Raw genomic sequence first — 26,106 nt, forward strand, 5'->3', positions numbered from 1 at the left:
TATGAAAAGTTTGTTTAAGCAAAAACAGTGGATATTTATGCAGGCAGTATTTGCGGTTTTGGGTATACTAACAGGCATAATTGTGAAAGATATTACTAAAGGCTCTGCTGGTGGACTTGCAATAGGTTTTCATTATATAAGCAGTACTACAGAATATGCTGTTCCAATTCTTTTTATTCTCTTTTCAGATCTTATGTTTAGCGTGGAATATGTTCAGGGAACTTTCTTGACGCATCTATTGTGCGGTCAAAGTAGAACAGAATGGATGAAAAAACGATTTCTAAACTTTTATCTCTTTTTGCTTGTTCAATTTGTAATAATGTTTTTTGTTTTGTCAATCTCAGCGGGTCTTATAACTGGGCACTTTGGTCTTGAAGGTGTAAATAAGATGATATTACAGAATATCCAATTAGTAGACTTTTTAAAAGAAGATGGCAAGGCAATAAGTTCAAATATCTTGAAAACTCTTTTGTTTGTTAGCTTTGGAGTGTTTGTATCAACTCTTTTCCCTCACAAACTTGTTATTGGAAGTATTACTTCTATTGGAATGGTTCTTTTATACTTTAAATCTTTAATTTTACTAAGCCATATGTTCAAAGGAAATGAAGCTGTAATACATATCTTAGAAATAATTTCAATACAGGACCTAAAAAGTCCATGGTCCTGGATGTTCGGAATCTTCGTATTTTTAATCTTTACATGGTTAGCCACAGAAAATGTTAAAAGAATAGAGATTCCCAATCAGAAAGTTTAGAAGAATTATCTCAGAAGTGTTTAGAAGAGTTTATGGATAAAATCCCCGGTGCTAAAAGTGAGATAAGTAAATAATTTAAAGGTTAACATTAGCGTTTAAATGTACTTGTAGACACATTTCTAATGGAAGGAGGCTAAAATGCGCAAAGACCTGAAAAGTTACTTATCTTTATTATTAAATTACCTAAGAGGTAATTGGGGACCTGTTACTCTTGGTGTTGCCCTTGGAGTTATTGCAGAAATATGTACCTTAATTTCTCCATTAATTACGAGATATTTGATGGATTTCGTAATCATTGGTAAGAACTATTCATACTTTAAATCTCTAATCCTCATTTCAGTTTTTGTACTGATAATATTTCTACTTGCCTCCGTTACAGGAAGTTACGTCTTAATTAGGGTGTTTAAAAAAGTATCTGCAAACCTTAAACTTGATATGTTCAGAAATGTGGAAAAGAACATCGTAGCTTTCTTTGAGGAATTTGAAAATAAGTTAGGAATTAAGATTACTGAATGTGAAAGCGTAAATGAAATAAAGAAGTATAACTTTAGATTAACAGGTTGCAAAGAATACTTTGTACCAAGCGATCTTACCTTGGAATTAACTTATAGATGTGCTATAATAACAGTGAAATTAGTTCACAATATGAAATGAAAATGGAAGATGCTTTTAGTCTTTTAAATGAAGCAGATAAATTAGGAGTTAAGGTTATTGAGTTAACTGGTGGCGAACCTACTATTCATAATGATTTTAAAAAAATATTAGAAAAGGCTTTTTCATTAGATTTCGAATTAGTAGGGATTTTATCAAATGGTACCAACTTTTCCGAAGATATTTATGAAATCATATATAAAAATAAGAACCGTGCTGTAGTTCAGGTTGACCTTCATGGTAGTTCTAAAGAATACATGGGTTGGTTTACCGGTAACAGCAAATCCTATGATCTTGTAGTAGAAAGTATTTCGAGGTTGGCGAAATTGGGGGTTCCTACGAGGGTTGCATGTAATGTCACACCGCAGAATGTTGATCAAATGTTAGAAATTGCTAATCTCGCTTACAAATTAGGTGCTGCTTCTGTTGCATTTAGTCCAATTGTGCCAATATGACGTGCCCAGAGTACTCCCGAAATTATTTTGAATTTTCACAAAAGTGCCAATATAAAATTTGTAAAAAATATGAACATTATCCTCAAAAAATACGGAAAAGGTTTTGTATCTGTAATTGATAGTTCGGAAAATACTTATCCAAATTGCGGTGCTGGTTCAAAAATTATTGTAATTTCTCCGGATTTAGGAGTTAAAATTTGTCAAATGTCACCCGTGATTGACAACCTTGGAAGATACGGAAATTCTTTGGGGTCTTTTTTAGCATCTAATTCAAAGTTAATTGAAAGTATTTCAAAAATCCCAGCACCGAATAAAGAGATATGTGGTAAATGCGATAATCTATGGTTCTGCAGTAGTTGTATAACAAGAGGCATAATTAAAGCAAAAGAGGAAGGAGGAAAGTGTATATGGAAGAAAATAATAGTAGAAAAAGAGCCATCTCTCTTAAAAATGTTTCAAAACTAATAGATGGGAAAATAATATTACAGGATTTAACTTTCGACATTTTTTTAGGCGAAATTCTTGCGATAATTGGACCAAATGGAGCCGGAAAAACAACTACCTTAAGAATTGTAACAGGGATTCTTGATGCCAATTCTGGGATAATAGAAAAAAAATGGAAATTTAAGACTTTCAGCATTAAGTGAAAAGGATTTTTTATGGGATAGGCTTACCGGTTATGAAAACATAAGGCTTTATTGTAAATATTTCAATGGTAGTTCTGAATTGGGAAATTATTATAGCGAAAGGTTGGGCTTAAAAGACTATTTAAATAAAAGAGTTTATACTTATTCGAAGGGAACGAAGAGAAAACTTTCCTTACTTTTATCTCTACTTTTAAAGCCTCAAATTTTGATACTTGATGAGCCTATGACTGGGCTTGATCCAATTTCAAGGAAAAATACGAGGGACTTATTGTTTGAATTAAAAGAAAATGGAGTTGGAATTCTTCTTACATCTCACGATCTTGCAGAAGTTGAGAAATGTGCAGACAGATTTATATTGATAAACAACGGAAAAATTATTGCAAACGACTTAGTTTGGGATACACTTTCGAAATACAAAACACTCGAGGACTTATTTTTTGAATTAGCAGGAGGTGATCAAAATGATTAAAGAATTAAAATACAATTTTGAGATGCTTTTCAAGGGCATATTCTTCATAGAATTAGGATTTTTGTTCGGCATACTTACTTTCGTAGTTTCTGGAAGCTTGAAAGAAGGAGAACTTTCATTGATTTTAAATGGGCCTTATTCAGATACATTTATATCAAGGTATTTTCTCTTAGTATCATATTTTTTGGTAATAATGCTTCCTTACTTTACTACTTCAGAGACAATTATTTATGAAAAACTTAGTGGAAGAATAGAGCAATTACTTGTTAATGGTTTTAAACCTTTTTCTTACTTTTGGGGTTCTGCGTTAACTGTTTTTATACTTAATGAAATTATGCTGTTTATTGTATTTTCTGAATTCTATATTTTTAGGTTTTACTTTTTCCCGGGTATTTCAGTGATTTATTTAATTGAACCTTTAGTTGCAATTTCTATTTTCAGTTTTGGTCTTTCGAATTTTTTGTGTGCCGTTGTTTTAAAGATAAAGAAAGTAGATTTGATAAGAGGCTTTCTTTTTGTAATTCCATATATTCTTGTCTTTGGTGGAAATAACCTTATAACAAAGATGAAGCCCGAGTATAATATTGGACTCCTATTAGGAACAGCAGCGATCGGCCTTTTGTTATTTGCTTTATCAATTCTGATAATGAGGAACATTAATAATGAAAGTATTGTCCTAACCATACCATAAACATATGATAGATTCAAACTAACCTGAGCGATTCTCCAAATTTTTCACATATTTTCCTTGGGGTAAAAAATATATTTACCCAAAATCCCCAACCTATATAACTATATTATCTCTGGAAGTGGGACATCAAATTCCTTGTAAATGGTTTCTTGTTTTTGACATTTCTGTTAAGAACTTCTTGCCGTTGTTTGTTTCTTTTATCCCAAAGAGATATAGTTCCTTAAAATTGATTTTGTATGGGCTAATTTTAATGGGTTCTGCCACAATGTTTTTGGGTATCTTCAGGGCTTTACCGCTAATGATTATTATTTCCTTTTTTATTGGCTTTGGGAATGCGCTTACCAATATACCGCTAAGCATATTTCTTCAACAAACTGTGCCTAATGATAAGTTGGATATTGTCTCAAGTTTCATTTACACGATGGCATCATTGGGGGCTCCTGTTTCACTTTCTTTGGGTAGATTCCTTTCGGATAAGATTGCCCCGCAAATCTTGATAACTGCTACAGGTTTCTTAGTTTTATTTTTAATGATTTTTGGTTTTATCTTCCTCAAAACTGAGAAGAGTTAAAAAATCTTTTTAGAGATCTAAGAATGCTTAAAAAATCTCTTGACAAAAATCACATTTTGAATATTCTATATTTAGATAACTGTCTAAATATAGAATATGGGGTTGAATGATATATTTAAAGCACTTGGTGATGAAACAAGGAGGAAAGTTCTGATAATGCTTTCAGAAAGGGACTTGACAGCAGGTCAGATTGCAAACGCATTTAATCAATCCTGGCCTACGATTTCTTATCACTTAGAGATGCTGGAAAAAGTAGGACTAATAACCTCAGAAAGAAAAGGTAGAAACATTGTATACAGTTTAAACACAACCATTCTCGAAGAGATACTTGTTTTCTTTGCTAATGTAAAAAGTAGGAGGGATAAAAATGGATGAAACATATAAATTAAACAAAAATGTTATTAGAAAGGAAGCATTTCCAATTTCACTAATAGCAGTGAGCTATATTTTAGGATTACTTATTTACCGTAAACTTCCATTCTTTGTTCCTACAAGTTGGGATTTAGAGGGACACATAAATGCGTATCTTCCAAAAAATTTTGCGATAACATTGCTCCCAACATTTGCTTTGGTATTACTTATTATCTTTCTTCTTATTCCGTATATTGACCCTCTTAGGAAAAATTACTCTAAATTTCTTGATACTTATACAACAATAATTAATCTTCTTGTTGCCCTTCCATGTATCTTACAAATAGTAATGCTCATAGTTATCGTTACGGGGTTAAACTATCTTGTCCCAAGAAGCGCAAATTTAGGAGTTGCAGTGGTATATATCGTGACCGGAAATTTCTTTCCTCGCATAAGGCAAAATTGGTTCATTGGTGTAGGAACGCCATGGACAATGATAAGCGAAGAAATATGGAAAAAGACTCAACGATTAGCAGGTTTCTTGCTTTTTATTTTAGGTATGGTATGCAGCCTATCTATTTTTGTTAAATCTTTGCAATCTGTTCTGCTTTCAGTTGACTGGGCGCTCGTTATCCTTGTCATAAGCAGTTTTTATTCATTTTTCCTCTATTTCAAGATGAGAGAGACTTCAAATGAAATTTCCTTCGAGAGAAAGGCAGACATATTTAGATCTCTTATTTTTACTGTTGTTCATATCCCTTACTGGATTTTTATGCTTTAATCTTTCATATAAGGAGGTGTAGTATGAAGAAAGTTTTGTTTGTTTTGACAGTTCTACTTATTGTAGGGGTGTTTTTGACTGGCTGTTCTGCAAAGTTATTAAAGGAAAGTGATGTAAGTTTTGCTGGTCCAATGGTGGAAAATGTTCTTATTGCCCATAATGAAGGAAATTACGACATGTGGGCAAAGGACATGAGTGAAGAAATGCTAAAAGCAGTTCCAAAGGACAAGTTCAACGAAATGTTTAAAACAGTAACTGACAAAATTGGGAACTACATCCCTAATTCAAAGACATTCCTTGCGGCAGAAGAATCAGGCGGGAAGATTATAGTTCAGTATATGGCAAAATTTACTGACGAAGACCAGGTTAAACTAACTTTTAGTTTCAAAGATGTGAATGGTAAGAAGAAAATAGTTGGCGAATTTTATGATTCGCAAAAACTGAGAGGAAAGTAATAAAGTAATTTAAAAGTAGACTAAAATGGTAAGTGTTCTTTCAATTCTTTTCATGTCTGTTAGTTTAATATTAAGCGTTGCGTTACCAATTGTTTTAGCACTCCTTTTACATAGAAGGATACAATTTGCCTCAAGATCAATCATTGTAGGTGTATCTATTTTTCTTATTTTCCAAATTTTAACAAGAATTCCTTTGCTTAGTTATCTATCAAAAAGTGCCTGGTATGTGGAATTTTTTCTCAATTATTATCTTCTTTTCGGTTTCTTACTCGCACTTTCTGCAGGGCTCTTTGAAGAAATAGGTAGATATATCGGTTTTAAATTTTTATTAAAGAATCATTTGACTTGGGGAAATGGCGTAGGTTATGGTATAGGGCATGGAGGGCTTGAATCAATTTTTGTAGGGACTACCTTCCTAAATGAATTAGTGATTTCCCTAACGATAAACTCACAGCACAAATTACCCAGCATTCCTCACACAATTATAAAAACCCTCGTAGAAACTCCTCCTTATCAATTCCTTGTTGGTGGTATTGAACGGCTTTTTGCATTTGCTATTCAAATAGGCCTATCGCTTTTAGTGCTATATGCTGTAAAAAACAAAAAATTTCTCTTCTTGGTTTTAGCAATTCTTTTGCATACAATTATTGATTTTGTCGGGGTTGTGCTCGTAAAGACCCTTTGGTTAGCAGAAATTTTTGTAGGATTGTTCGCAATTGCCTCTCTTATATGGATTCTAAAATCAAAAAGTTATTTTAAAGCCAATTCCACTCAAATGGAATCGTTGATTGAAATTTAAAGAAAGTGGCAAGTACGCTGTTCTGAAAACGAAGGATAAATCCGTGGTAGCAGATTGGTTTAGAATATTGAGCAATGGAAGTTGGGTAAGCAACAATGAAAAACTATGAAAGCCCGACAATTGAGCAGGCAGGAGGAATAGGTGAATTAGGAACTTGGTATCATAGTGAGACGTTGGTTTATCAAGTTTACGTAGGCGCCGACGTTGCTGCTGCTGTCACAAGGCTTGTGGCTGTAGCTATTGGGGAAGTTCTTGTAGTCGTTGCCCTCATCCTACTCTTAGGAAGCCCTCGAGAAGAAAGATAGCCTCAATGTGATAAGGAAGGAGATGACATAAAAGTGAATAAAGTGACTAATGAATATTTAGTTTTTTATCCTGACATAAGAAGTGTAGGTTTTTTGAGTCTTTTTGCAACTTTTATTGTATGTGCATTTGCTGAATTTATGCTCCTTTTTAGTCTCTTTAATGACCTAAATTCTAAAAGCGGGGATATCTTTTTCTGGATTGATATTGTTTTTGCTACTGTATTTTTGCTCATTCTTATTTTTATTCTCATTGTCCTTTTTTCTCTTCCTCATATGCGCTATGAGCTAAGAGACGATGCTCTTTACCTGATTATGGGGCCATGGAGTGATAAGATTAGCTATAACGAAATCATCGATGTGTCAGTAATAGACCTTGTGCTTAACCCTCTTTCAAGTTTTCGGATGCCTGGCGTTGCTCTCTTTGATGTAGTCTATTCAGATGAAGGAACTGTTAGGATGTATTCAACTCATGCACTTAAGGATGTTGTTCTCATCAAGACCTTAAAAAAGAAATATGGTATTTCTCCAAAGGATGAAAATGGTTTTATCGCTGCTCTTAAAAGCAAATTAGCCAATAAAGAGGAACTTGTAAAAGCTGAAAAGCTCGAAGAAAAAGAACTTATAAAGAAGGAATTTTCCTCTAAGTGGCTTAGTATTATTGAAATTATTGTCTGGCTAATCGTTGTTACTTCTTTTGTCGTTGGCATGTATTTCTATCCTCGCTTACCTAACAAACTTGCAGTTCATTGGGATGCCTACGGTAATGTAAATGGCTATCTTCCAAAATTTATTGGTATATTTCTCATTCCATTTCTTCTTGTGTTTATAAGTTTAATCCCTGTTGTGATCCCTAAAGGAAGTTCTCAAGAAAGCTATAGAAGGTTCAGGTTGAGATACTACATTACAATGGTTATAATATTGAGTGTTTTATTTTTTACGCATATCTACATGCTTTTGTGGAATATAGGAGTAAAGATTAATTTCAGCGTCTTCTCTACAATTCTATTTGGAGGAATTGTAATTTCAATAATCATTCAATTGATTGTTTTTAAACCAATTAAGAGAGGAAGCTCAGATTAGAACACAGAAAGGAGGTAAAAACATTGAAAAACTATGAAAGCCCTACAATTGAGCAGGCAGGAGGATCAGGAAATGAGATTGAGCCACAGATTACAACACCGTTTGTCTTCTTAGACGGAATTGTAGCTGCTGAAGTTATTTTTGTTGCACTTGCTGTTGTTTGGAAGTTAACTGTTAAAGTTAATTAAATTAGGGAGTGCCTTAAAGGAGGTGAATAAATATGGGCAACTATTCAGTTATCTTAACACTTTCTGTGCTTTTAATTGTTCTTGGTTTTTTATTGAGATATACTCCTCAGAATAGTATATTTGGTTTGAGGACAAGATCTACTCTTTTGGATAAGGAGGTTTGGAAACTTTCCAACAGAAAAGGGGCCTACCTCCTATGCCTTGTTGGGTTTATCTACCTTCTACTTGCGTTGTTTTTATGGTGGCTTAAATATCCAGATGAAACATATGGCAACTATCTTCTTACTTCTCTTATTGTAGTACTTCTGCTTGTTACGATTTATTTGGTTATTTACTCAGATAAACTTTTCAAGATGAAAAATGCCGGGGTAAAACTTGATGGATTTGTAATCCCTCGTCATTTTATCTTTGTTGGTGATGTAGGAGCTATTTTTCTTGTCTTATTAGGACTTCTAATGCTCTTTGTTCCTCCAAATACATGGATTGGTATAAGAATTCCCAAAACTTTGACTAATCCAATCCTTTGGAGAAATGTAAATAAAATTTCAGGAGTTGGATTTATTGTAATAGGATTAATTTTTGCACTCCTGTTTTCTAAGGATGCATTAAAACCTGATAAAGAAAGGTCTGAAAGCTTTGATAAACATAACATATTATTTCTCTCTTTGACAACCTTATGGGCACTAATTTCGATTGGAATTGTATATTTATTTTAGAAGTAAGGAGTTAAGTAAAAATGAAAAACTATGAAAGCCCGACGATTGAAAGTGCAGGAAGTGGAAGCATAAAAGGAACATATTTGTATTATGAGACAACAGTTTGGCATACCCAAAATTCAACAGTTGATACTAAATATTTAGTATTTAGTTTTGCGGCACTTGCAGTTTATGCGCTTGAAATTGCTTTTCTTTTGTTAAGCAATCCACCTGAGGAGAGGTGAGACATGAAAACAAATAAACTTCAAATTGCCTCAGCTATTGTCCTTTTAATTACACTTATTGTAACCATTATCCTCTTCGCTGCACTCCCAGAGCAAATTGCTATACACTGGACTAAAGGAGTAGCTGATAAATTCACCACAAGGTTTGTAGGTGCATTTTCTCTTATTTTTTTATCTTCTGGAATTTTTATCCTACAAGTTTTAATCTCAAGAATAAATCGAGCAAAGAGAGCCTTTTACGACATCTTTTTCTTATTGGTTATTGCGGCACTAAGCATAACTCAAGCATTCTCACTCTTATGGAATAGTGGATATAAGTTTAATATATCTAACATCGGAGGAATGGTTGGAGAAATAATAATTGGGTTGATATTTATTTCTGTAGGAATTTTTCTTAGGCACACGAAAGAAAAAATACACGCAGGAGTTCATTTAGGATTTTGGTTGGCATCCAGTAAGGCATTGGATGATCCCAACATAAGAAAAAAGACAAATAACATAGCTGGTATTGCGTTTGAGATTTTAGGAACAATCCTTATTTTGATGAGTTTCTTCTCTAAACTTCAGAATGTATTGTTTAATGTGGCCTTATGGTCTACCATAGCCATAGTAGCATTTACATATATTTACTCAAGCTATGAGTACCAAAAGGAGGCAAAAAACAATGAAAAACTATGAAAGCCCTACAATTGAGCAGGCAGGAGGGTTAGGCAATAAGATTGAACCACAGTTCAACGTACTACTTGCGGTTACTGATGTGGGACTCTATCTTGAATTGTATCTTACCGCTGTTGTTTATACAACTGCTTTTCTTGTAATTGTCGCAGGTGCAGCTGCCGTTTTTACTAAAACTGCAGGCGTTAGCAATTAGGAGGAGAATATATGTCTGAAACACTGATTAAAATTCTCCTTGTTTTATCAGATTTCTCAATAATTGTTAATGGTTTCCTTATGTGCTTTCTGAAGGAAAATGGTTTTGTAGGGTTCAGAACGCCTACAACTCTCTCCAACCCATACATATGGAAAAACACAAACAAACATACTGGACTTATGCTTGTAATTCTTGGTATAGTTTGTTTCTTTCCTGCCTTGAGCGGTAATGTTTTTCTCTTTACTTTGCTTTTATTGATTGGGTCTTTGGGAATCTTTGTCTTCGGTCTAATTTACAGCAATAAGTTGAGAGATAAGTTGAGAGAAAAGAAAGACTACACTTCGAATTTTTTTATCTCAAGGCGATTTTGTTATACAATGGCTATTTTCTCGATCTTTATGGTTGTTGCAGGTTTTGCTATGCTCTTTGTTCCTCCAAATACATGGATTGGTATAAGAATTCCTAAAACTTTGACTAATCCAATCCTTTGGAGAAATGTAAATAAAATTTCAGGAGTTGGATTTATTGTAATAGGATTAATTTTTGCACTCCTGTTTTCTAAGGATGCATTAAAACCTGATAAAGAAAGGTCTGAAAGCTTTGATAAACATAACATATTATTTCTCTCTTTGACAACCTTATGGGCACTAATTTCGATTGGAATTGTATATTTATTTTAGAAGTAAGGAGTTAAGTAAAAATGAAAAACTATGAAAGCCCAACGATTGAGCAGGCAGGAGGGATAGAGAATGAACCAGAGTCGGTTGTTTTGGCTCTTTTTTTGGTTTTTACAATTGCTGCCGGTGTTTTAGATTATCTGGTTGTTGCTCAAATTTATGCGATTACAGAAGCAACTTGGCTTGTAGCAGGAGTACATAGATATATTGGCTAACTTTTTCTTTATCAAATCTAGTAAATAGTAGTTGATGAAGAAGGAGGACAAAAAGAAATGAAGGATTCATATCTTACTTTTTATTCGGATAGGAAGTTGATTAGTTTTTTAATGCTTTCTATCTTTTCGATTGTTTTTGTAGCGATATCTTTTTTCAGTATATGGACACTTCTTACAAGTAAAGGTTCTGATGCCTTTATCTTAAATCTTATTTTTATTGCCCCTGCTGTAATCATTTCTTCTATAGTTTCGATTTTAGCAATAATTGTTTTACTTTCACTTCCTCACATGCGCTATGAACTTAGAGATGATGCCCTTTACCTAATTATTGGACCATGGAGTGATAAGATTAGCTATAACGAAATCATCGATGTGTCAGTAAAAGACCTTGTGCTTAACCCTCTTGCAAGTTTTCGGATGCCTGGCGTTGCTCTCTTTGATGTAGTCTATTCAGATGAAGGAACTGTTAGGATGTATTCAACTCATGCACTTAAGGATGTTGTTCTCATCAAGACCTTAAAAAAGAAATATGGTATTTCTCCAAAGGAGGAAAATGGTTTTATCGCTGCTCTTCAAAGTAAAATTAAGAACCATGGAGTTGTAAAAGTTAAGACATCTGAAGAAGTAGGACTTATGGGAAAAGAATCTCATACTAAGAGGTTTAGTGTTGTTGAAATTATTGTATGGCTAATAGTTGTTGCTTCTTTTATTGCTGGCATTTATTTCTATCCTCAATTACAACAAAAGATTGCAGTTCACTGGGATGCATCAGGCAATGTGAACGGTTATATGCCAAAAATCATAGGAATTTTTCTCATTCCATTCATTTGTACTCTTATAGGTTTAATTCCTATTGTTATCCCTAAAGGTAGTTCTATCGAAAATTACAAAGTTTTCAAGACTAAATATTACCTTGGAATACTTCCTATATCTATTGTTTTATTCTTTGCGTTTATATCTATGATTTTGCGGAATATCGGTGTTAATTTTGACTTCGACGTCTTTTCTTTGATATTAATTGCGGGAATTTTAATTTCAATAATCATTCAATTAATTGTTTTTAAACCAATTAAGAGAGGAAGCTCAGATTAGAACACAGAAAGGAGGTAAAAACATTGAAAAACTATGAAAGCACACAATTGAGCAGGCAGGAGGGATAGGAAATATGGAATTAAAAAAAATTTCTATTTTGATTGATTTGATCATTTTTTTGTTATTTCTTTTAATGCTTAAAGTGAACATGAATCCATTTTTGGGAATTAGGATCCCTGCAACTCTTTCCGATGGAGATATTTGGATAAAAACTCATAAGAAAGCGGCTCAGTTTTATTGTACAGGATCGGTTTTTCATATTGTTTTGTTATTTTTGTTCAATTCAACCTACCTCATAAAAATGCTTGATGTTTTCTTTTGGCTTCTATTCATCTTTTTACTTTTGTACCTGATTTACTATGCAAACACCCTTTACGAAAATAAGTTTCCGCAGAAAGTAAAGAGAAAGAACATTTTTAAACAGCCATTTTTAAACAAACTCTTTTATCATTTATCGAAATTGTCCCCTGGGTTTGCAAGAATGCCGTTCTGGATTTGAAAGATTAACGGGGTAAAAAATAATGAAAAACTATGAAAGCACACAATTGAACAGGCAGGAGGGATAGGAAATGAGATTAATGGAAAGTATACTGTTGTTGTGGTCGAGATATCTCATGTTTTCTTTGTTCCTTTTTGATGGTAACACGTTTATTTTCCCCTTCCTCAAAATAGGATGGCAGATTTTCAATGTTAGATTGTAAAAAAGTGAAATATTGAATTAAATGCGCAAAGACCTGAAAAGTTACTTATCTTTATTATTAAATTACCTCAGAGGTAATTGGGGACCTGTTACTCTTGGTGTTGCCCTTGGAGTTATTGCAGAAATATGTACCTTAATTTCTCCATTAATTACGAGATATTTGATGGATTTCGTAATCATTGGTAAGAACTATTCATACTTTAAATCTCTAATCCTCATTTCAGTTTTTGTACTGATAATATTTCTACTTGCCTCCGTTACAGGAAGTTACGTCTTAATTAGGGTGTTTAAAAAAGTATCTGCAAACCTTAAACTTGATATGTTCAGAAAACTTCAATATGCACCATTGAGTTTTTATGATGCTTGCTCTTTTCATATTCATAATTCTTGGAATCCAATCTTTTGTTATCGCTCGATTTAGAGAGCCAATCCTGAACTATACGAAGAAAGTAAGAATGAAAGGACAGGAGGTTAATGGATTTACGGTAGGTCATTTCAGAAGGATTGAGTTAGTTAAGACTATTTCGACAGAAGAACTTGAGCAGAGAAATTTCTTTAAAAGACTGCAGGATCTGATTCAATTAGAGATAAAAACATTTATGATTTCTAAATTCTCTTCTGTCTTACAGACTCTTATAAGTAATACCTGGTCTCTTACCATCCTTTTCTATGGCGGAATGCTTACAATCTACGGAAAGATGACAATTGGGACTCTAATGGCACTTATGATGTTTGCTGGGATTCTTTATCAACCAATTGCAAGTCTTACCAATCTTATTCTTTCCTTCCAGAGCACGAGAGTAAATTTGATGAGAGCGAAAGAGTATCTTGAAATTCAGCCGAGTATAATTGAAAAGCCTGATGCAATTGACTTTACTGTAGAAATAGGAGAAATTAAAGCAGAAAATGTATCCTTTAGTTACGGAGATAAAATTGTATTAGAGAATGTAAAAATAGATTTCCCTCCTAACTCAATAACTGCAATTGTAGGGCCAACAGGTTCTGGCAAAACAACTCTTGCAAAACTACTTGTTAGATTCTTTGACCCAATTAAAGGTAGAATCCTCTTAGATAGTGTTGATATAAAAGATATTAAATTGACTTCCCTCAGAAAAGCAGTAAAACTATTCCTTTCTAATGATTATGTTTTTAACGGCACTTTGTACGAAAATATTACTTATGGATCAGTAGATGTTAGTGAAGATAAAATTGCCTGGGCTTTGAAAATGGCATCAATCGACTTTATCCAGAAGCTTCCTCATGGCCTTAATACAGTTATTGGAGAGGGAGGCATTAATCTTTCAGCAGGGGAGGCGCAAAGAGTTGCCATTGCAAGAGCATTAATGCTTTCTCCAAAAATCTATATATTCGATGAACCAACTTCCTCTGTGGACCTTGAAACAGAAGATAAAATAAATGAAGTTTTCCTTAAACTCAAACAGAATAGCACTGTCATTATAATAGCCCATAGGCTTTCTACGGCAAGAATTTCAGATAGAGTAGTGGTATTAGAGAATGGAAGAATTAAAGGAGTAGGAACTCATAAAGATTTGCTATCGCAAAGCGAATTCTACAAAAGAATTAACAGCATTTTACTAAAAGAAAATTAATAATTGTGAGCAAAGTGAAACTCATTCCTCTATGGAATCCACTGAAAAGGAATGTAGATTTAGTCTTTTCTAACTTTTACTCTTTTAAGAAGGTTCCAAAAGAGTAAAAAAATCCAAATTCCTTTTCTTCTTAACCATGTATTGAGTAAACTTATGTAAATCTTTTTAAAAATCTATCATAGTTCTTTGGACTTTTTTGTTTTATGGTTATTAGCTATATTGTGAGGCAAAAAGTAGGAAACCACATTTACATTTATGAGGCAATAACCATTGGGATAAAGAGCCAAGGCAAGAGAGGAAGTATCTTGGAAGAATTGAAATTGAAACAAATAGTTTTGTTAAAACAAAGATGATAAGAGGAAGAGGGGCAAAAGAGATGAGTTCGCAGAGTATAAGCAAATTCCTCATGCCTATGCCTTTTACAACAAAAGAGCTCCTTCTAAGACATAGAGAAGACTTATAAACGCCCATGAACTACTAAGATGATTGTTACTACAAATTTAGAGAACATGGATAAAGAAAAGGTTCTGTTTCTTTACAAGAGAAGAAATGAAGTGGAAAGAGTCTTTGATGTACTTAAAAATGAAATTGATGGAAATAGGTTAAGAAGCCATTCAAATGAAACAATGGAAGGGAAGTAGTTTTGGAAACAAACAACGGCAAGAAGTTCTTAAGAGAAATATCAAATACACAAAAAACTATTTACAAAGGATTTGATGTCCCACTTCCAGAGATAACATAGTTATATAGATTTGGGATTTTTGGATACTTAAAATTTTCGATTTTCTAAAAATTTTAAAAAATTTTTCAAAAACCTCTTGACTAAAAAAAAATGACTATCATTTTATAGAAGTATAAAAAAGGAAAAGCATAAAAGGAGGTTCAATGTGGGACTTACTGAAGTAGGAATACCAGAGGAATCCTCAGTACCAATGAAACACGCCAGGATTCTAAGAGGCCCATATCAAATGTCTTTTGACATTACAAATAAATGCAACTTTAGATGTCTTCACTGTTATAACAGAAGCGGAGAAAATCCTGTAATCGAAAGAGAGTTGACTGATGACGAGGTTTTAGAGTTTGCAAATGACCTTGTCAGTTTGAAATTATTTAATCTCTGCTTTTGTGGGGGTGAGCCACTTTTAAGATTTGAACTTATGTGTAAAGTCGCCCAAATACTTTCCACTTCGGGATCAAGGGTTTCATTTGTGAGCAACGGAAGTCTCATAACAGAAGAAGTAGCAAGAAAACTTTTAGTACATGGTGTCACAGCAGCACAGATAAGTTTAGACGGAGATAATCCTATCTCACATGAAAGGCTAAGAGGCGTAAAGGGTTCATTCACAAAGGCTGTAAACGCAATAAGAATTCTGAAAGAAGTAGGTTTCCCAAAGATAGATGTGGCATTTTGTCCTACAAGATGGAATATTGGCGAAATTGAAAATGTTTTCTTTCTATGTAAAGAACTTAGAATAACTCGTCTCAGAGTACAACCATTGATGCCACTAGGGAGAGGTAAGGAAAATGCTGAATTTATTGTTCCAACACCTTTGCAATACAGAGAGTTAGTAAGAAAAATCAACTATTTGAAAAAAGAATATTCTACTTCAAGCGATACAACTATTGAGTGGGGAGATCCTGTTGATCACCTTATTCGTCTTCCAACCATCCTAAGGCATTGCAGTACCCTTGCGGAGGTAAAGGCCGATGGTTCCATAGAAGTATCACCGTACCTTCCGATTACTGTAGGTAACATTAGAAGGCACAAATTTAGTGAGTACTGGAGCGCAGGTTTAGTAAGAGTTTGGGAGATTCCTAAATTACAAGAACTTGCAACTAGAATTGTATCTGTTAAAGACATGGGAAGGAATGATAAAGGAGTTCCTACTGTTTGGTTTGATGAAGATATCACAATAGATATTATTGATGATAATAACTTTGGAGGGCCTAATGAAAAAGCAAAACCAGTGTTTAGAAAAGAGAGTCTTCTTTATGAAAGAGAGGAGAAAGAGAGCTATCTTACTATTATTTCAAAGACACATCCTGAAGCAAAAGAGGTAATAATTAACCCTACTGCAAGAAAGATTTTAGAACTTGCTGATGGAACAAGGACAATAGAAGAAATAGAAACGCATTTTACTAACAAATATCCAGAAATATATAAGGAGAAGATCAAAGCTGATGTTTTAAGGGCTTTGAGTTCCTTTACCCGCCTCGGAGTCATAGATTGGGAAGATGAAAACCCTTTTCTTTATAAATATGAAGAGCCTCTTACTGGTCGTTATTATTTATGTATTGGGCAAGAAGACAATTTAAAAGATATTGAAAGCTTTATCGGTTTTGCAGAAGAACCCATAAAAGCCAGAAAGAAATTGGTTCTCTATAAAAATCCAGTAATTACCACAGATGAGTATACTAAATTAAAGTTAAGAAAAAAACTTTTTGATTTTTCAGAGGAATTCTTCCTATTAAGAAGGGACTCAGGTATCGAAGGACTAATAAGTATTGCCTTGCCCAGTCATCCAAAAGAACTTGGGGCAGTTTTGAAATTAATAATTTGCCCTGAGAATTTTTTTAAAGATTTGTTTAAATATTCAAAAGATTACTTCCCGTACTTAGCAGTGAGAGATGTTTCAAAAATTAAATTTTATGAGACAAATATGGAAAGGGTTAACGATACACTCAAAAATTTCTTATTAGAAGAAGGATTTAAGAAGGAGGGAGAGTTGAAAGACGAGCTTGGTTTTGGAAAGGATTTAGTAATTTATTCGCTTGGCTATACACAAGAGTTTATAGAGAAAGCTAAAGAGGCTAGAAAGGAATTTATCTAATTTTTTAAAAAATATATAATAATGAAAGGAGGTGAACAAAAATGAAAAATTATGAAAGCCCGACGATCGACTTCATAGAAGGTTATGAGACTGAAGCAGGTACTGAAGCACCACTCAATGCTGTGAAGGAGGAGTAGTAATTGCTTTGCTATGTGCCTTCCCGCGGGAAGGCACAAGCTTGTAATATGAAGAGAACTACTTGGTCTTTGGGAGATATAAAAATCATGGAAAAAGTTATTGAGGCACAAAACCTTAAAAAAACTTACATTACTAAAAAGAAGGAAGAGGGTTTTCTAAACGGAATTAAATCCCTTTTAAAAACAGAATATATTCATATCGAAGCACTAAAAGGAATATCTCTTGATGTGTTTGACGGAGAAAGCTTAGCATTTATTGGCCCAAATGGTGCAGGAAAATCAACAATGATTAAAATCCTAACAGGCATTCTTTATCCAACATCCGGGAATGTAAGTGTCCTTGGGCTCACTCCCTGGAAAGACAGAGCAAAATTAGCATATCAAATTGGTGTTGTTTTTGGACAGAGGTCGCAACTATGGTATCATCTCCCACCTATTGATTCTTTTAATCTTTTCTCTAAAATCTATGAACTTGAAAGAAAAACATACCGAACAAGATTAAATGAGCTTATTGAGATCTTTGAAATAAAAGAGTATATCAATGTACCCGTAAGAAAGCTTTCTCTTGGTGAGAGGATGCGTTGTGAAATTGCACTTGCTCTATTGCACAGTCCAAAAATTTTGTTTCTTGATGAACCGACCATTGGTCTTGATGTCGTAGCCAAAAGCAAAATGAGAGATTTTATAAGGAGAATAAGTGAGAAAGATCATGTTACAGTATTTCTCAGCTCTCATGATACTATTGATATAGAATCTCTTTCAAGAAGGGTTGTGATCATTAATAATGGCATCATAGTTTATGAGGGTGACATAAATATGCTAAAGAGATATGTGAGAAAGAAAATTGTAAATTTAAAGTTCAAAGAAGCAAAAAGAGACTTTGATATAAAAGGTATTAATGTGCTTGAAACAAAGGATTATGGCGCAAGGCTTGAGATAAACCTCGAAGAAATTTCTCAAGATGAAGCAGTAGGAGAGATCATCAAAAAAGGGCAAATCCTTGACATAACTATCGAAGATCCTCCACTGGAAGAGATAATTAAGATAATCTATGAAGAAAAAGGGAAATTGGAAACATAATTTTTTCAAAGTAAAGAAATATCTTGAAGTAATGAAAGTTTCTTTTTTGTCTTCATTAGCTTATAAGGGTGATATTCTGATATCGCTATTAAATTTGTTTGTTTTTCTTCTTATCTTTTGCTTTCTCTGGAAGGCTGTATTTTCTTCGGGCAAAATCAAAATAGAAAATTTTACTTCTACAAAGATGATCTGGTATTACACATTAATTTTCCCGCTTGAATTTTCAGCGTCAAAATTTAGAAGGAAGGCAAGTGCTCTCATACACTCTGGAGACATAGCAAATTTTCTCACAAAACCATTCTTCTATCCTCTATTTCTTCTTTTTGATTCGCTTGGTTCATCTGTCTTTAATTTCATCGCGTGCTTCCCTCTGGCACTTTTAATTACATTTGGTTTCACTATGAAAGTAGGATTCACAGTTGAGGGATTATTATCTTACAGTATCTTGGGCTTTCTCGGACTTATACTTGACACACTTATTGCGATATCTATTAACCTCCTTGCTTTTTGGGTTGAAGATGTAAAACCGATCCTTTTTGTTTATATTGATTTACTTTATATACTGGGTGGGCAAGCCGTTCCCCTTGATGTAATGCCAAAAATCGTTCAAAAAATTTCGCTATATACTCCTCTCAGATTTTCTTTCTATAGTCCTGCAATTTCTTGTATTAATTTTACATTAGAATTTTTTCTTCAGGCTTTAGTGGGAACCTTAATTTCAATTTTTGCGATACTACTCATTATATCCTTAGAATTCTTTATTGGCTCAAGGAGGCTCTCAATTAATGGAGGTTAAGAAAAAACTATACTGGAACTGTGTAGTTTTCATTGAATACCTAAAGATCAATTTCCTTTCCCTAATAGAGTATAAAGCGTCCTTTTTTGTAGGAACATTCGGAATGCTTCTGAATGATGTGGCGCTCCTCTTTTTCTGGTGGGCTCTTTTTAAAAGAATTGATGTTATAAAAGGTTGGAATATGAAGGACGTTTTTACTCTTTTTGCTCTGGTTACAGCAAGCTTCGGCCTCTCAACTGGATTTTTTGGAAATGCAATGAGACTCTCCTCAATGATAATACAAAATGAACTCGACTTTTATTTAACCTTACCAAAATCACCACTTTTGCACTTACTCGTAAGCAAAACCTCGTTCTTTGCTTGCGCAGATGTTATATTCGGTTTTATTTTATACATCTTTCTTGTAGGAACGTCATTTAAAGGTTTTTTGTTGTTTCTCATCATGGTAGTTCTTTCATCATCAATTCTTACGAGTTTCTCTATTTTGATTTCTTCACTCTCCTTCTACATTGAGACTGGAGGATGGGTTTTTTCGGAAATAGTATATTCTCTTAATAATCTCTCAATGTATCCTTTGCCAATTTTTCCGGAAGGAATAAAGGTGATCCTTTATACACTACTTCCTGCTGCTTTTATCGGCTATGTTCCCGCTTCCATCGTAAAGGAATTTTCTTTTAAATATGTCTTTATCTTACTAATAGCACTTTTTTCATTTGCAATTTCAGGATTAGTGCTTTTTAATAAAGGCTTAAAGAAATACTCTTCAGGAAGCGTAATTGGATCAAGGATGTAATTTAATTCTAATCTTACCAATTCTCCAAACTTTAATCATATTTTTTCTTGAGTAAAATAGATTTAATGTATAATCTGAACATATACAAAAAAGATAGTGCTTTCACTTATTGGGTGATAAAGCACTATCGCAATGAGGTGACGATATGATATTCGTAAGAAGAGAAACGAATACAAAGAAGTAAAACAAAAATAAAAAACCCAAACAGAAGAACATACGGAAAGAGAAGCTTGATATCATTATCAAAGGCAACGCACTATGGTGATGGATAATAATGATACAAAGATACGACAAGGTGTTCACCGACGTACAAAAGATTAAAAGGCTTTCAGCCGCTACAGGTCTATTGGAATGGATATCTAATTGATGCTGTCTTTAGAGGTCGAATATCCATAAACCATTCTGATACAGTGAGAGAATCTCTCGCTCATATCAGAATCCACTGAAAAGGAGTGTAGATTTAGTCTTTTCTAACTTTTACTCTTTTAAGAAGGTTCCAAAAGAGTAAAAAAACCCAAATTCCTTTTTTCTTCTTAACCATGTATTGAGTAAACTTATGTAAATCTTTTTAAAAATCTATCATTGTTCTTTTGACTTTTTTGTTTTATGGTTATTAGCTATACTGTGAGGCAAAAAGTAGGAAACCACATTACATTTATGAGGCAATAAACCATTGGGATAAAGAGCCAAGGCAAGAGAGGAAGTATCTTGGAAGAATTGAAATTGAAACAAATAGTTTTGTTAAAACAAAGATGATAAGAGGAAGAGAAACAACATACCTACACCAGCATAGTTATGAAAAGAGTAGAGATTTTGTGGTCAAATTATTAAGGTAAAATCTTAATTTTATTGATAAGACTGTTAATGACTTATCCACAGTTTTCCACAGTTTTCCACAGAAAAATGTGGATAAGTTAAAAATTGATGTCATAAATTATTACCTGGGCGATATAGCATTAAGACTTACATTTAATGAGGTTTCTTTATTTCCACAGAATTTTTCACAACGCCCCTAAAAGTGTTAATAACCTGTGGATAAAAAGTCTCGGAACTTAACAAATGCTAAAAGTGTGTTGAATAGAGTTTTATTAATAATCAAGAGTTAACTTAAATAGAGAAAATCTTGATTTCCAAACTAAAAGGTTCATAGGAAGCTCTTAAAAAAAGATTACAAACGATATACAAAATTTTATATTGTTCAGCATAATTAAAAAATTTGATGAATTCATAAAACATATTAAAATTGTATATGCTAACCCTATTTAGAGTTTTTAGAGGTATTGCTGCAACAACAGTTACTACAGCCTTCTCAGGTTTGTTTTTCAGTTTTCTTAAAGATGCTTATAGCAAAAACTTACCTTGCTTTTTGAAGTATTTCTCCTTCCTATAAGCACACTTCTCATTTATATGTCAAATAATTTATTCATAATCTTTCTTGAAGCAATGCTTGGTGGAATATCCGCCACTGATTCTATTTTATGTGAAAGATAAGTTAAAAAATACAATTCAGAATAATAGAAATAAGTTTGCCCTTAAAAGCGCACTCACAATAGGAAAATTTACTTTAACAGGTATTCTAAATGGTTTAAGTCAGGGTTTAGCAACTCCTTTTCTTATTCCCTTTTTCGTGGTTGTTTATAAATTAAGCAAAACAAAAATGGCATAGCTGCATTAAGAGTTATGGCGCTTCCGATAAGCAATCACCAATAACAGATTTTGTTGAATCTGATGTAGTAGGAATAGAACTTGGTTTGCACCGAGTAATAAGACTTTCTTCTTTTTCGTTTGGAACACTCTTCTCGGGGTATATGCTTGATATACAAAGCACTGAAGCGCCATTTTTCAGATATCGAGCTGTAATGGAAATCAATGTTTTCCTTTGTAATCTTTTCATTAAGGACATTAAAGAATAGTTTTAAAAATCTTTTCAGCTTAAAATAATTTGATTAACGACTTAAATAAGTATTGACTCAAAAAATTTTTTTCTATATAATAAGGTTAGCCTAATAAAATTAGGTTATCCTAATTAGGAGGTTTTAATGCAAGATTTTATTCTATACCTTGTTTATAAGAAAAGGATTTTCAACTTAAGAGAGCTACAAACTATAACAGGCTTATCAAAAATAGATATCATAAGAAGTATCGAATTTTTATCACAAAAAAGAGGAATTAGCTTTATTAATTTGTCAACATTTCGGAGCAATATTTGTAAAAGGTGCCCATTACAAAGTTTATGCAAAAGAAAAAATAATGAGGTAAGGAGGATTGATGGACTTTTCATTAAGTGAAAGCCTTGAAGATTATCTTATTGACCTTTTAGAACTATCAGAAAAGAGCTTTGCTGTAAGATTAGTTGACTTAGCAAGGAAAAGGTTAGTTTCTCTTCCTTCTGCTTTGGAAGCTGTAAAGATACTTGAGAAAAAAAACTTTTTAATACATGAAACACGCGGATACATAAAGCTTACAGACTATGGCTTAGAACAAGCTAAAAAAATTTATGAGAAAAAGAAAATTTTACTCCAATTTCTTGTGGATGTGCTTGGAGTGGATTTAGAAGTTGCAATAAGAGATGCACACAAATTAGAACATGATATTTCTCAAGAGACATTTGAGGCAATTAAAAAATTCACCAAATTAAACTCATCAAATATCAAAAGAAAGGAGGCTAAAATGCCATTAACATTGGCAGATTTAAAGGTTAATGAAAGCGGAAAAGTAGTTTCAATTGATGAACAAGCTCAAAAACTAAAAAGCAAGTTACTTTCTATGGGTGTGGTTCCTCACACCATTGTAAAAGTCGAAAAAGTTGCACCACTAGGAGATCCTATTGATATCTTAGTTTTAGGGTATCATCTCTCACTTAGAAAAAACGAGGCAGAAAAAATATTTGTTGAGAGGATATGATGCCTTTAATTTTTGGAAGACCTAACGAAGAATTTGTTATTGAAAAAATTTTGGGTGGGTCAAGTATTTCTCTGAGATTAAAAGAAATAGGTGTCATTCCTGGTGTAAAAGTATTGATAGTTTCAAATTCAGGTGGCCCCATAGTCATTGGCATTGGTAATATGAGACTCGCCTTAGGAAGAGGCATTGCTTCAAAAATAATTGTAAGAAAGATTGTATGAGAGGAGGCTTTCATGAATGAGACTTTAACAACAAAAGAAAGAACAATTAGGGTTGCATTAGTTGGGAACCCTAACTCAGGCAAATCAACTATTTTTAATGCACTCACAGGGGGACATGCTCGGGTAGGAAATTGGCCAGGTGTTACTGTTGAAAAAAAGGAGGGCAAATTTCATTTTGAAAATCATGAAATCATCCTAACGGATCTTCCTGGGACTTATAGCTTGACTTCCTTTTCAATTGATGAACGAATAGCGAGGGATTTCATTGTAAAAGAAAAGCCTGATGTAGTAGTTGTAATAGCAGATGCAACTAATATCCTAAGAAGCCTCTACCTGTTTGTTCTTATAAGAGAACTTGGAGCAAATACCGTACTTGTCCTTAATATGATAGATATGATAGAGGGAAAAATAGAAATTAACAAGAAACATCTTGAGGAAATTCTTAATGTACCAGTTGTTTTAACTATAGCCTTGAAGGGAGAAGGTATTGATGAACTTAAAAAGGCAATAATAAAAGCAAGTTCAACAAAACAGCAGACTCTTAGGATAGATTACGGAGAAGACATTGAGAAATGGGTTTCGGAAATTGAAAATAGACTTGGGAACTATCAAACACCATATAATAAGCGCTTTATTGCGCTAAGTCTTTTACAAGGTGATCTTCAAATAATTGAAGAAGTAAAAAGTGAAGGCTTTGAAGAAGCAGTGAACTTAGCTTTGCATGCATCATCTCAATTTGAAAATAAATTTGGCATTGATATCGAAGAAAAAATAGTAGAAAATCGTTACGGTTTCATAGAAAGTGTTATTAAACAAACTACAAGGAAACTCCGCTCTATTGAAGAAAGAATTACTTTGTCAGATAAAATCGATAGATTTGTGACAAACAAATACCTTGGGATCCCAATATTTGCTCTTTTTATGTATATCACTTTTGAATTAACATTTAAGATAGGAGGATTGTTCGCCGATTATATTGATCAGTTTTTTGGACTAATTTCACAACTTGTTTCAAGACTTCCTCTTCCTGAACTTATCTCATCATTTCTAACAGATGGAGTTATAAGTGGAGTGGGCTCTGTTCTTGTTTTTCTTCCGAATATTTTCATTCTCTTTATGTTCTTATCCTTTCTTGAAGATGTAGGTTATATGGCGAGAGCAGCCTTTGTAGTTGATAAATTGATGTATGCAATAGGACTTCCTGGGAGATCCTTTATTTCTCTTATTCTCGGGTTTGGGTGCAATATTCCTGCCATAATGTCTACAAGAACTATTCCTGAGGAAAGAGATAGATTACTTACTATACTAATTAACCCATTCATCTCCTGTAGCGCAAGATTACCAATTTATATAATGTTTACAAGCATATTTTTTAAAGAAAAACAGGGACTCATTGTCTTCTCATTATATGCCCTTGGAATTATTGTAGCAATTCTTTCAGCAAAACTTTTTAGATCAACAATACCGTCACTAAAAGGACCCATTTCACCACTTGTAATGGAACTTCCCCCATATCGTATACCCTCACTTAAAGGTATTTTAATTCATGCCTCTGAAAGAAGTAGGGAGTTCCTCAAAAAGGCAGGAACAATTATCTTTGCAGGCGTTGTAATTGTATGGTTACTTTCCACCATGCCGCTTAATCATGGAGAAAGTCTTAAAGGGACATACTTATGGAGGATTGGTTCATTCTTTGCTCCAATATTTAAGTGGGCAGGCTTTGGTTTCCCTGAGGCAGCTATTGCTCTAATTTTCGGAGTCATTGCAAAGGAACTAGTAGTAGGTACATTTGGAACACTCTTCGGAGGTGAAGAAAATATTCCTCAAGCATTACAAAGTCTTTTTACGCCATTATCTGCTTATGCGTTTATGGTGATGAGTTTACTTTACATACCATGTATAGCATCAATTGGGGCCATTTACAGAGAAACAGGTTCTGTTAAATGGGCGATTTTCTCCACAATTTATAGTTTAATTGTTGGATATTCATTTGCTTTATTAATATATAGATTGGGTTCTCTTATATTATAATTTTAGATTAATCCAAAAAAATTAAGGGGAGCTAAACGGAACTCCCCTTACACTATTTCAAGTAGCAACACCCTCTCACACCTTAAGAGAGCGGCTTCCTCTTTCACAGAAGGAAACTTACTCAGACGTAAGTGTAATTTATCATTTACTTTCCGGGTCTTGACTAAAAATACATTTTTCTTATAATTCCTTAAACTGCTTCCGAAAGGAGAAATTGTATGAAAGGAACAATTATCAATGTTATTACTGTGCTTGTGGGAAGTACTCTTGGACTTATAATTGGTGAAAGATTCCCAGAAAGAGTCAAGAAAATAGTTATACAATCAATCGGACTTTTTACAATGCTTATTGGTATCACAATGATTATAAAATCAACAAAATTCATTGAAATTTTCCTTTCACTTATCCTGGGAAGCATAACTGGTGAGTTACTTCGTATCGATGAAAGATTGGAAGGCTTAATGGAGAAGATTAAATCCAAAATATCACCAAATTCTCCTCATTTTGTCGAGGGATTTATAACAGCAACTCTTGTTTTCTGCGTTGGAGCAATGACTGTTGTTGGCTCAATTCAAGAGGGACTAACAGGTGATGCAACACTTCTTATTACAAAATCAATAATGGATGGAATAACATCTCTTACACTTGCATCAGGACTTGGTATTGGTGTAATGTTCAGCGCAATCTCAGTTTTTTTAATCCAGGGTAGTTTAACGCTTTTAGGCTCAAAGTTATTGTTCTTAATGCAAGATGTTTATATAAACAATTTTACAGGGCTTGGAGGAGTGCTTATCTTAGCAATTGGCATTGAGCTCTTAAACATTGAGAAAATCAAAATTCTCAATATGCTTCCTTCCTTAGTATATCTTCCTATTATTATTTACATTTCAAGTTTATTATAGGTTAAGTTAATTTTAACTATTTGAAAGGACTTTTTTTTGAGATTAAATTTCTTAAGACTCTTTTCACATATGTTATAAGCCTATACATCTTAATAATGTAATCTATATA

General features: G+C 33.4%; 35 protein-coding genes and 1 pseudogene. 35 read left to right on the forward strand and 1 reads right to left on the reverse strand.

Features of this window, described 5'->3' with window-relative positions:
- Window position 1 precedes the first annotated feature (1 nt).
- The 31 genes and pseudogenes from ACMV0E_RS06485 (at window position 2) to ACMV0E_RS06635 (ending at window position 21,605) form a co-directional block, all read left to right on the forward strand.
- Window positions 2-754, forward strand: a complete 753-nt coding sequence (locus ACMV0E_RS06485; RefSeq protein WP_416085571.1) for a hypothetical protein — start codon at window positions 2-4, stop codon at window positions 752-754.
- A 138-nt stretch (window positions 755-892) separates the two neighbouring features.
- Window positions 893-1,408, forward strand: a complete 516-nt coding sequence (locus ACMV0E_RS06490) for a hypothetical protein (RefSeq protein ID WP_416085572.1) — start codon at window positions 893-895, stop codon at window positions 1,406-1,408.
- Entirely contained in the window at window positions 1,405-1,860 is a 456-nt protein-coding gene (locus ACMV0E_RS06495; RefSeq protein WP_416085573.1) for a radical SAM protein, read from the forward strand. Before ACMV0E_RS06490 ends, ACMV0E_RS06495 begins: the two co-directional genes overlap by 4 nt.
- 69 nt (window positions 1,861-1,929) lie before the next feature.
- Window positions 1,930-2,325 (forward strand): SPASM domain-containing protein, encoded by a 396-nt coding sequence (locus ACMV0E_RS06500; RefSeq protein WP_416085574.1) that lies wholly within the window; start codon window positions 1,930-1,932, stop codon window positions 2,323-2,325.
- The gene (locus tag ACMV0E_RS06505) at window positions 2,268-2,507 is read left to right on the forward strand and encodes an ATP-binding cassette domain-containing protein (protein ID WP_416085575.1); all 240 of its coding nucleotides are present in this window, start codon (window positions 2,268-2,270) and stop codon (window positions 2,505-2,507) included. The genes ACMV0E_RS06500 and ACMV0E_RS06505 overlap by 58 nt, the downstream gene beginning before the upstream one ends.
- A 40-nt stretch (window positions 2,508-2,547) precedes the next feature.
- Window positions 2,548-2,976 carry an AAA family ATPase gene (locus ACMV0E_RS06510; RefSeq protein ID WP_416085605.1) on the forward strand — a complete coding sequence of 143 codons (429 nt, stop codon included), beginning with the start codon at window positions 2,548-2,550 and terminating at the stop codon, window positions 2,974-2,976.
- Window positions 2,969-3,667, forward strand: a complete 699-nt coding sequence (locus ACMV0E_RS06515) for a hypothetical protein (RefSeq protein WP_416085576.1) — start codon at window positions 2,969-2,971, stop codon at window positions 3,665-3,667. The genes ACMV0E_RS06510 and ACMV0E_RS06515 overlap by 8 nt, the downstream gene beginning before the upstream one ends.
- Before the next feature lie 118 nt (window positions 3,668-3,785).
- Complete coding sequence (locus tag ACMV0E_RS06520; protein ID WP_416085577.1) at window positions 3,786-4,238, forward strand: MFS transporter; 453 nt, start codon at window positions 3,786-3,788, stop codon at window positions 4,236-4,238.
- Between the two features lie 96 nt (window positions 4,239-4,334).
- Window positions 4,335-4,613, forward strand: coding sequence for an autorepressor SdpR family transcription factor (locus ACMV0E_RS06525; protein ID WP_416085578.1), 279 nt, complete (start codon window positions 4,335-4,337; stop codon window positions 4,611-4,613).
- Window positions 4,606-5,370 carry an SdpI family protein gene (locus ACMV0E_RS06530; RefSeq protein ID WP_416085579.1) on the forward strand — a complete coding sequence of 255 codons (765 nt, stop codon included), beginning with the start codon at window positions 4,606-4,608 and terminating at the stop codon, window positions 5,368-5,370. The genes ACMV0E_RS06525 and ACMV0E_RS06530 overlap by 8 nt, the downstream gene beginning before the upstream one ends.
- 23 nt (window positions 5,371-5,393) lie before the next feature.
- Entirely contained in the window at window positions 5,394-5,825 is a 432-nt protein-coding gene (locus tag ACMV0E_RS06535; RefSeq protein ID WP_416085580.1) for a DUF3887 domain-containing protein, read from the forward strand.
- Between the two features lie 25 nt (window positions 5,826-5,850).
- The gene (locus ACMV0E_RS06540; RefSeq protein ID WP_416085581.1) at window positions 5,851-6,624 is read left to right on the forward strand and encodes a YhfC family intramembrane metalloprotease; all 774 of its coding nucleotides are present in this window, start codon (window positions 5,851-5,853) and stop codon (window positions 6,622-6,624) included.
- A 95-nt stretch (window positions 6,625-6,719) separates the two neighbouring features.
- Window positions 6,720-6,929: a hypothetical protein gene (locus tag ACMV0E_RS06545; protein ID WP_416085582.1), complete on the forward strand. Its 210-nt coding sequence runs from the start codon at window positions 6,720-6,722 to the stop codon at window positions 6,927-6,929.
- 33 nt (window positions 6,930-6,962) lie between these two features.
- Window positions 6,963-8,009 (forward strand): DUF1648 domain-containing protein, encoded by a 1,047-nt coding sequence (locus tag ACMV0E_RS06550; protein ID WP_416085583.1) that lies wholly within the window; start codon window positions 6,963-6,965, stop codon window positions 8,007-8,009.
- A 23-nt stretch (window positions 8,010-8,032) separates the two neighbouring features.
- A complete protein-coding gene (locus ACMV0E_RS06555) occupies window positions 8,033-8,197 on the forward strand; it encodes a hypothetical protein (protein ID WP_416085584.1) in 165 nt (54 codons plus the stop codon).
- Between the two features lie 32 nt (window positions 8,198-8,229).
- Window positions 8,230-8,913: an SdpI family protein gene (locus ACMV0E_RS06560; RefSeq protein WP_416085585.1), complete on the forward strand. Its 684-nt coding sequence runs from the start codon at window positions 8,230-8,232 to the stop codon at window positions 8,911-8,913.
- A gap of 20 nt (window positions 8,914-8,933) precedes the next feature.
- The gene (locus ACMV0E_RS06565; RefSeq protein ID WP_416085586.1) at window positions 8,934-9,137 is read left to right on the forward strand and encodes a hypothetical protein; all 204 of its coding nucleotides are present in this window, start codon (window positions 8,934-8,936) and stop codon (window positions 9,135-9,137) included.
- Between the two features lie 3 nt (window positions 9,138-9,140).
- Window positions 9,141-9,815: a DUF1648 domain-containing protein gene (locus tag ACMV0E_RS06570; protein ID WP_416085587.1), complete on the forward strand. Its 675-nt coding sequence runs from the start codon at window positions 9,141-9,143 to the stop codon at window positions 9,813-9,815.
- The gene (locus tag ACMV0E_RS06575) at window positions 9,802-10,008 is read left to right on the forward strand and encodes a hypothetical protein (protein WP_416085588.1); all 207 of its coding nucleotides are present in this window, start codon (window positions 9,802-9,804) and stop codon (window positions 10,006-10,008) included. Before ACMV0E_RS06570 ends, ACMV0E_RS06575 begins: the two co-directional genes overlap by 14 nt.
- Window positions 10,009-10,019: 11 nt before the next feature.
- Complete coding sequence (locus ACMV0E_RS06580; RefSeq protein WP_416085589.1) at window positions 10,020-10,688, forward strand: SdpI family protein; 669 nt, start codon at window positions 10,020-10,022, stop codon at window positions 10,686-10,688.
- 20 nt (window positions 10,689-10,708) lie between these two features.
- The gene (locus ACMV0E_RS06585) at window positions 10,709-10,900 is read left to right on the forward strand and encodes a hypothetical protein (protein ID WP_416085590.1); all 192 of its coding nucleotides are present in this window, start codon (window positions 10,709-10,711) and stop codon (window positions 10,898-10,900) included.
- A 57-nt stretch (window positions 10,901-10,957) separates the two neighbouring features.
- Window positions 10,958-11,992: a DUF1648 domain-containing protein gene (locus ACMV0E_RS06590; RefSeq protein WP_416085591.1), complete on the forward strand. Its 1,035-nt coding sequence runs from the start codon at window positions 10,958-10,960 to the stop codon at window positions 11,990-11,992.
- A 73-nt stretch (window positions 11,993-12,065) separates the two neighbouring features.
- Entirely contained in the window at window positions 12,066-12,491 is a 426-nt protein-coding gene (locus ACMV0E_RS06595) for an SdpI family protein (RefSeq protein ID WP_416085592.1), read from the forward strand.
- A gap of 223 nt (window positions 12,492-12,714) precedes the next feature.
- Window positions 12,715-13,387: pseudogene (locus ACMV0E_RS06600) on the forward strand (ABC transporter transmembrane domain-containing protein); the annotation flags it as partial.
- A gap of 114 nt (window positions 13,388-13,501) precedes the next feature.
- Window positions 13,502-14,302, forward strand: coding sequence for an ABC transporter ATP-binding protein (locus ACMV0E_RS06605; protein ID WP_416085606.1), 801 nt, complete (start codon window positions 13,502-13,504; stop codon window positions 14,300-14,302).
- Between the two features lie 482 nt (window positions 14,303-14,784).
- Window positions 14,785-14,943, forward strand: coding sequence for a transposase (locus ACMV0E_RS06610; protein WP_416085593.1), 159 nt, complete (start codon window positions 14,785-14,787; stop codon window positions 14,941-14,943).
- Between the two features lie 246 nt (window positions 14,944-15,189).
- Entirely contained in the window at window positions 15,190-17,133 is a 1,944-nt protein-coding gene (locus ACMV0E_RS06615) for a PqqD family peptide modification chaperone (RefSeq protein ID WP_416085594.1), read from the forward strand.
- A gap of 185 nt (window positions 17,134-17,318) precedes the next feature.
- A complete protein-coding gene (locus ACMV0E_RS06620) occupies window positions 17,319-18,350 on the forward strand; it encodes an ABC transporter ATP-binding protein (RefSeq protein WP_416085595.1) in 1,032 nt (343 codons plus the stop codon).
- Window positions 18,322-19,146, forward strand: a complete 825-nt coding sequence (locus ACMV0E_RS06625; protein WP_416085596.1) for an ABC transporter permease — start codon at window positions 18,322-18,324, stop codon at window positions 19,144-19,146. Before ACMV0E_RS06620 ends, ACMV0E_RS06625 begins: the two co-directional genes overlap by 29 nt.
- Window positions 19,136-19,939 (forward strand): ABC transporter permease, encoded by an 804-nt coding sequence (locus tag ACMV0E_RS06630; protein ID WP_416085597.1) that lies wholly within the window; start codon window positions 19,136-19,138, stop codon window positions 19,937-19,939. Before ACMV0E_RS06625 ends, ACMV0E_RS06630 begins: the two co-directional genes overlap by 11 nt.
- Window positions 19,940-21,389: 1,450 nt before the next feature.
- Window positions 21,390-21,605 carry a hypothetical protein gene (locus tag ACMV0E_RS06635; protein ID WP_416085598.1) on the forward strand — a complete coding sequence of 72 codons (216 nt, stop codon included), beginning with the start codon at window positions 21,390-21,392 and terminating at the stop codon, window positions 21,603-21,605.
- A gap of 12 nt (window positions 21,606-21,617) precedes the next feature.
- On the opposite strand, the gene ACMV0E_RS06640 is transcribed toward ACMV0E_RS06635, so the two are convergent.
- Window positions 21,618-21,833: a hypothetical protein gene (locus tag ACMV0E_RS06640; RefSeq protein ID WP_416085599.1), complete on the reverse strand. Its 216-nt coding sequence runs from the start codon at window positions 21,831-21,833 to the stop codon at window positions 21,618-21,620.
- Window positions 21,834-22,207: 374 nt separating this feature from the next.
- Between ACMV0E_RS06640 and ACMV0E_RS06645 the strand changes: the two genes are divergently transcribed.
- The 4 genes from ACMV0E_RS06645 (at window position 22,208) to ACMV0E_RS06660 (ending at window position 25,997) form a co-directional block, all read left to right on the forward strand.
- Window positions 22,208-22,843 (forward strand): metal-dependent transcriptional regulator, encoded by a 636-nt coding sequence (locus tag ACMV0E_RS06645; RefSeq protein ID WP_416085600.1) that lies wholly within the window; start codon window positions 22,208-22,210, stop codon window positions 22,841-22,843.
- On the forward strand, window positions 22,843-23,064 hold the full coding sequence (locus ACMV0E_RS06650) for a FeoA family protein (RefSeq protein ID WP_416085601.1): 222 nt from the start codon (window positions 22,843-22,845) through the stop codon (window positions 23,062-23,064). Before ACMV0E_RS06645 ends, ACMV0E_RS06650 begins: the two co-directional genes overlap by 1 nt.
- Window positions 23,065-23,076: 12 nt before the next feature.
- On the forward strand, window positions 23,077-25,095 hold the full coding sequence (gene feoB / locus ACMV0E_RS06655) for a ferrous iron transport protein B (protein WP_416085602.1): 2,019 nt from the start codon (window positions 23,077-23,079) through the stop codon (window positions 25,093-25,095).
- A gap of 218 nt (window positions 25,096-25,313) precedes the next feature.
- Window positions 25,314-25,997: a DUF554 domain-containing protein gene (locus tag ACMV0E_RS06660; RefSeq protein ID WP_416085603.1), complete on the forward strand. Its 684-nt coding sequence runs from the start codon at window positions 25,314-25,316 to the stop codon at window positions 25,995-25,997.
- Window positions 25,998-26,106: the final 109 nt, after the last annotated feature.

This window comes from Caldisericum insulae, from assembly GCF_047785965.1.
GTDB lineage: Bacteria > Caldisericota > Caldisericia > Caldisericales > Caldisericaceae > Caldisericum > Caldisericum exile_A.

What these genes read in the sequence shown, in the direction of transcription:
- ACMV0E_RS06570 (WP_416085587.1), top strand. Translation starts at nt 9,141, where the DNA reads ATGAAAACAAATAAACTTCAAATTGCCTCAGCTATTGTCCTTTTAATT.
- ACMV0E_RS06585 (WP_416085590.1), top strand. Translation starts at nt 10,709, where the DNA reads ATGAAAAACTATGAAAGCCCAACGATTGAGCAGGCAGGAGGGATAGAG.
- feoB (WP_416085602.1), top strand. Translation starts at nt 23,077, where the DNA reads ATGAATGAGACTTTAACAACAAAAGAAAGAACAATTAGGGTTGCATTA.
- ACMV0E_RS06540 (WP_416085581.1), top strand. Translation starts at nt 5,851, where the DNA reads ATGGTAAGTGTTCTTTCAATTCTTTTCATGTCTGTTAGTTTAATATTA.
- ACMV0E_RS06545 (WP_416085582.1), top strand. Translation starts at nt 6,720, where the DNA reads ATGAAAAACTATGAAAGCCCGACAATTGAGCAGGCAGGAGGAATAGGT.
- ACMV0E_RS06580 (WP_416085589.1), top strand. Translation starts at nt 10,020, where the DNA reads ATGTCTGAAACACTGATTAAAATTCTCCTTGTTTTATCAGATTTCTCA.
- ACMV0E_RS06505 (WP_416085575.1), top strand. Translation starts at nt 2,268, where the DNA reads ATGGAAGAAAATAATAGTAGAAAAAGAGCCATCTCTCTTAAAAATGTT.
- ACMV0E_RS06660 (WP_416085603.1), top strand. Translation starts at nt 25,314, where the DNA reads ATGAAAGGAACAATTATCAATGTTATTACTGTGCTTGTGGGAAGTACT.
- ACMV0E_RS06485 (WP_416085571.1), top strand. Translation starts at nt 2, where the DNA reads ATGAAAAGTTTGTTTAAGCAAAAACAGTGGATATTTATGCAGGCAGTA.
- ACMV0E_RS06605 (WP_416085606.1), top strand. Translation starts at nt 13,502, where the DNA reads ATGAGAGCGAAAGAGTATCTTGAAATTCAGCCGAGTATAATTGAAAAG.
- ACMV0E_RS06590 (WP_416085591.1), top strand. Translation starts at nt 10,958, where the DNA reads ATGAAGGATTCATATCTTACTTTTTATTCGGATAGGAAGTTGATTAGT.
- ACMV0E_RS06535 (WP_416085580.1), top strand. Translation starts at nt 5,394, where the DNA reads ATGAAGAAAGTTTTGTTTGTTTTGACAGTTCTACTTATTGTAGGGGTG.
- ACMV0E_RS06620 (WP_416085595.1), top strand. Translation starts at nt 17,319, where the DNA reads ATGAAGAGAACTACTTGGTCTTTGGGAGATATAAAAATCATGGAAAAA.
- ACMV0E_RS06560 (WP_416085585.1), top strand. Translation starts at nt 8,230, where the DNA reads ATGGGCAACTATTCAGTTATCTTAACACTTTCTGTGCTTTTAATTGTT.
- ACMV0E_RS06530 (WP_416085579.1), top strand. Translation starts at nt 4,606, where the DNA reads ATGGATGAAACATATAAATTAAACAAAAATGTTATTAGAAAGGAAGCA.
- ACMV0E_RS06500 (WP_416085574.1), top strand. Translation starts at nt 1,930, where the DNA reads ATGAACATTATCCTCAAAAAATACGGAAAAGGTTTTGTATCTGTAATT.
- ACMV0E_RS06640 (WP_416085599.1), bottom strand. Translation starts at nt 21,833, where the DNA reads ATGAAAAGATTACAAAGGAAAACATTGATTTCCATTACAGCTCGATAT.
- ACMV0E_RS06525 (WP_416085578.1), top strand. Translation starts at nt 4,335, where the DNA reads ATGGGGTTGAATGATATATTTAAAGCACTTGGTGATGAAACAAGGAGG.
- ACMV0E_RS06610 (WP_416085593.1), top strand. Translation starts at nt 14,785, where the DNA reads ATGATTGTTACTACAAATTTAGAGAACATGGATAAAGAAAAGGTTCTG.
- ACMV0E_RS06575 (WP_416085588.1), top strand. Translation starts at nt 9,802, where the DNA reads ATGAAAAACTATGAAAGCCCTACAATTGAGCAGGCAGGAGGGTTAGGC.
- ACMV0E_RS06650 (WP_416085601.1), top strand. Translation starts at nt 22,843, where the DNA reads ATGCCTTTAATTTTTGGAAGACCTAACGAAGAATTTGTTATTGAAAAA.
- ACMV0E_RS06625 (WP_416085596.1), top strand. Translation starts at nt 18,322, where the DNA reads ATGAAGAAAAAGGGAAATTGGAAACATAATTTTTTCAAAGTAAAGAAA.
- ACMV0E_RS06490 (WP_416085572.1), top strand. Translation starts at nt 893, where the DNA reads ATGCGCAAAGACCTGAAAAGTTACTTATCTTTATTATTAAATTACCTA.
- ACMV0E_RS06645 (WP_416085600.1), top strand. Translation starts at nt 22,208, where the DNA reads ATGGACTTTTCATTAAGTGAAAGCCTTGAAGATTATCTTATTGACCTT.
- ACMV0E_RS06565 (WP_416085586.1), top strand. Translation starts at nt 8,934, where the DNA reads ATGAAAAACTATGAAAGCCCGACGATTGAAAGTGCAGGAAGTGGAAGC.
- ACMV0E_RS06595 (WP_416085592.1), top strand. Translation starts at nt 12,066, where the DNA reads ATGGAATTAAAAAAAATTTCTATTTTGATTGATTTGATCATTTTTTTG.
- ACMV0E_RS06495 (WP_416085573.1), top strand. Translation starts at nt 1,405, where the DNA reads ATGAAAATGGAAGATGCTTTTAGTCTTTTAAATGAAGCAGATAAATTA.
- ACMV0E_RS06630 (WP_416085597.1), top strand. Translation starts at nt 19,136, where the DNA reads ATGGAGGTTAAGAAAAAACTATACTGGAACTGTGTAGTTTTCATTGAA.
- ACMV0E_RS06515 (WP_416085576.1), top strand. Translation starts at nt 2,969, where the DNA reads ATGATTAAAGAATTAAAATACAATTTTGAGATGCTTTTCAAGGGCATA.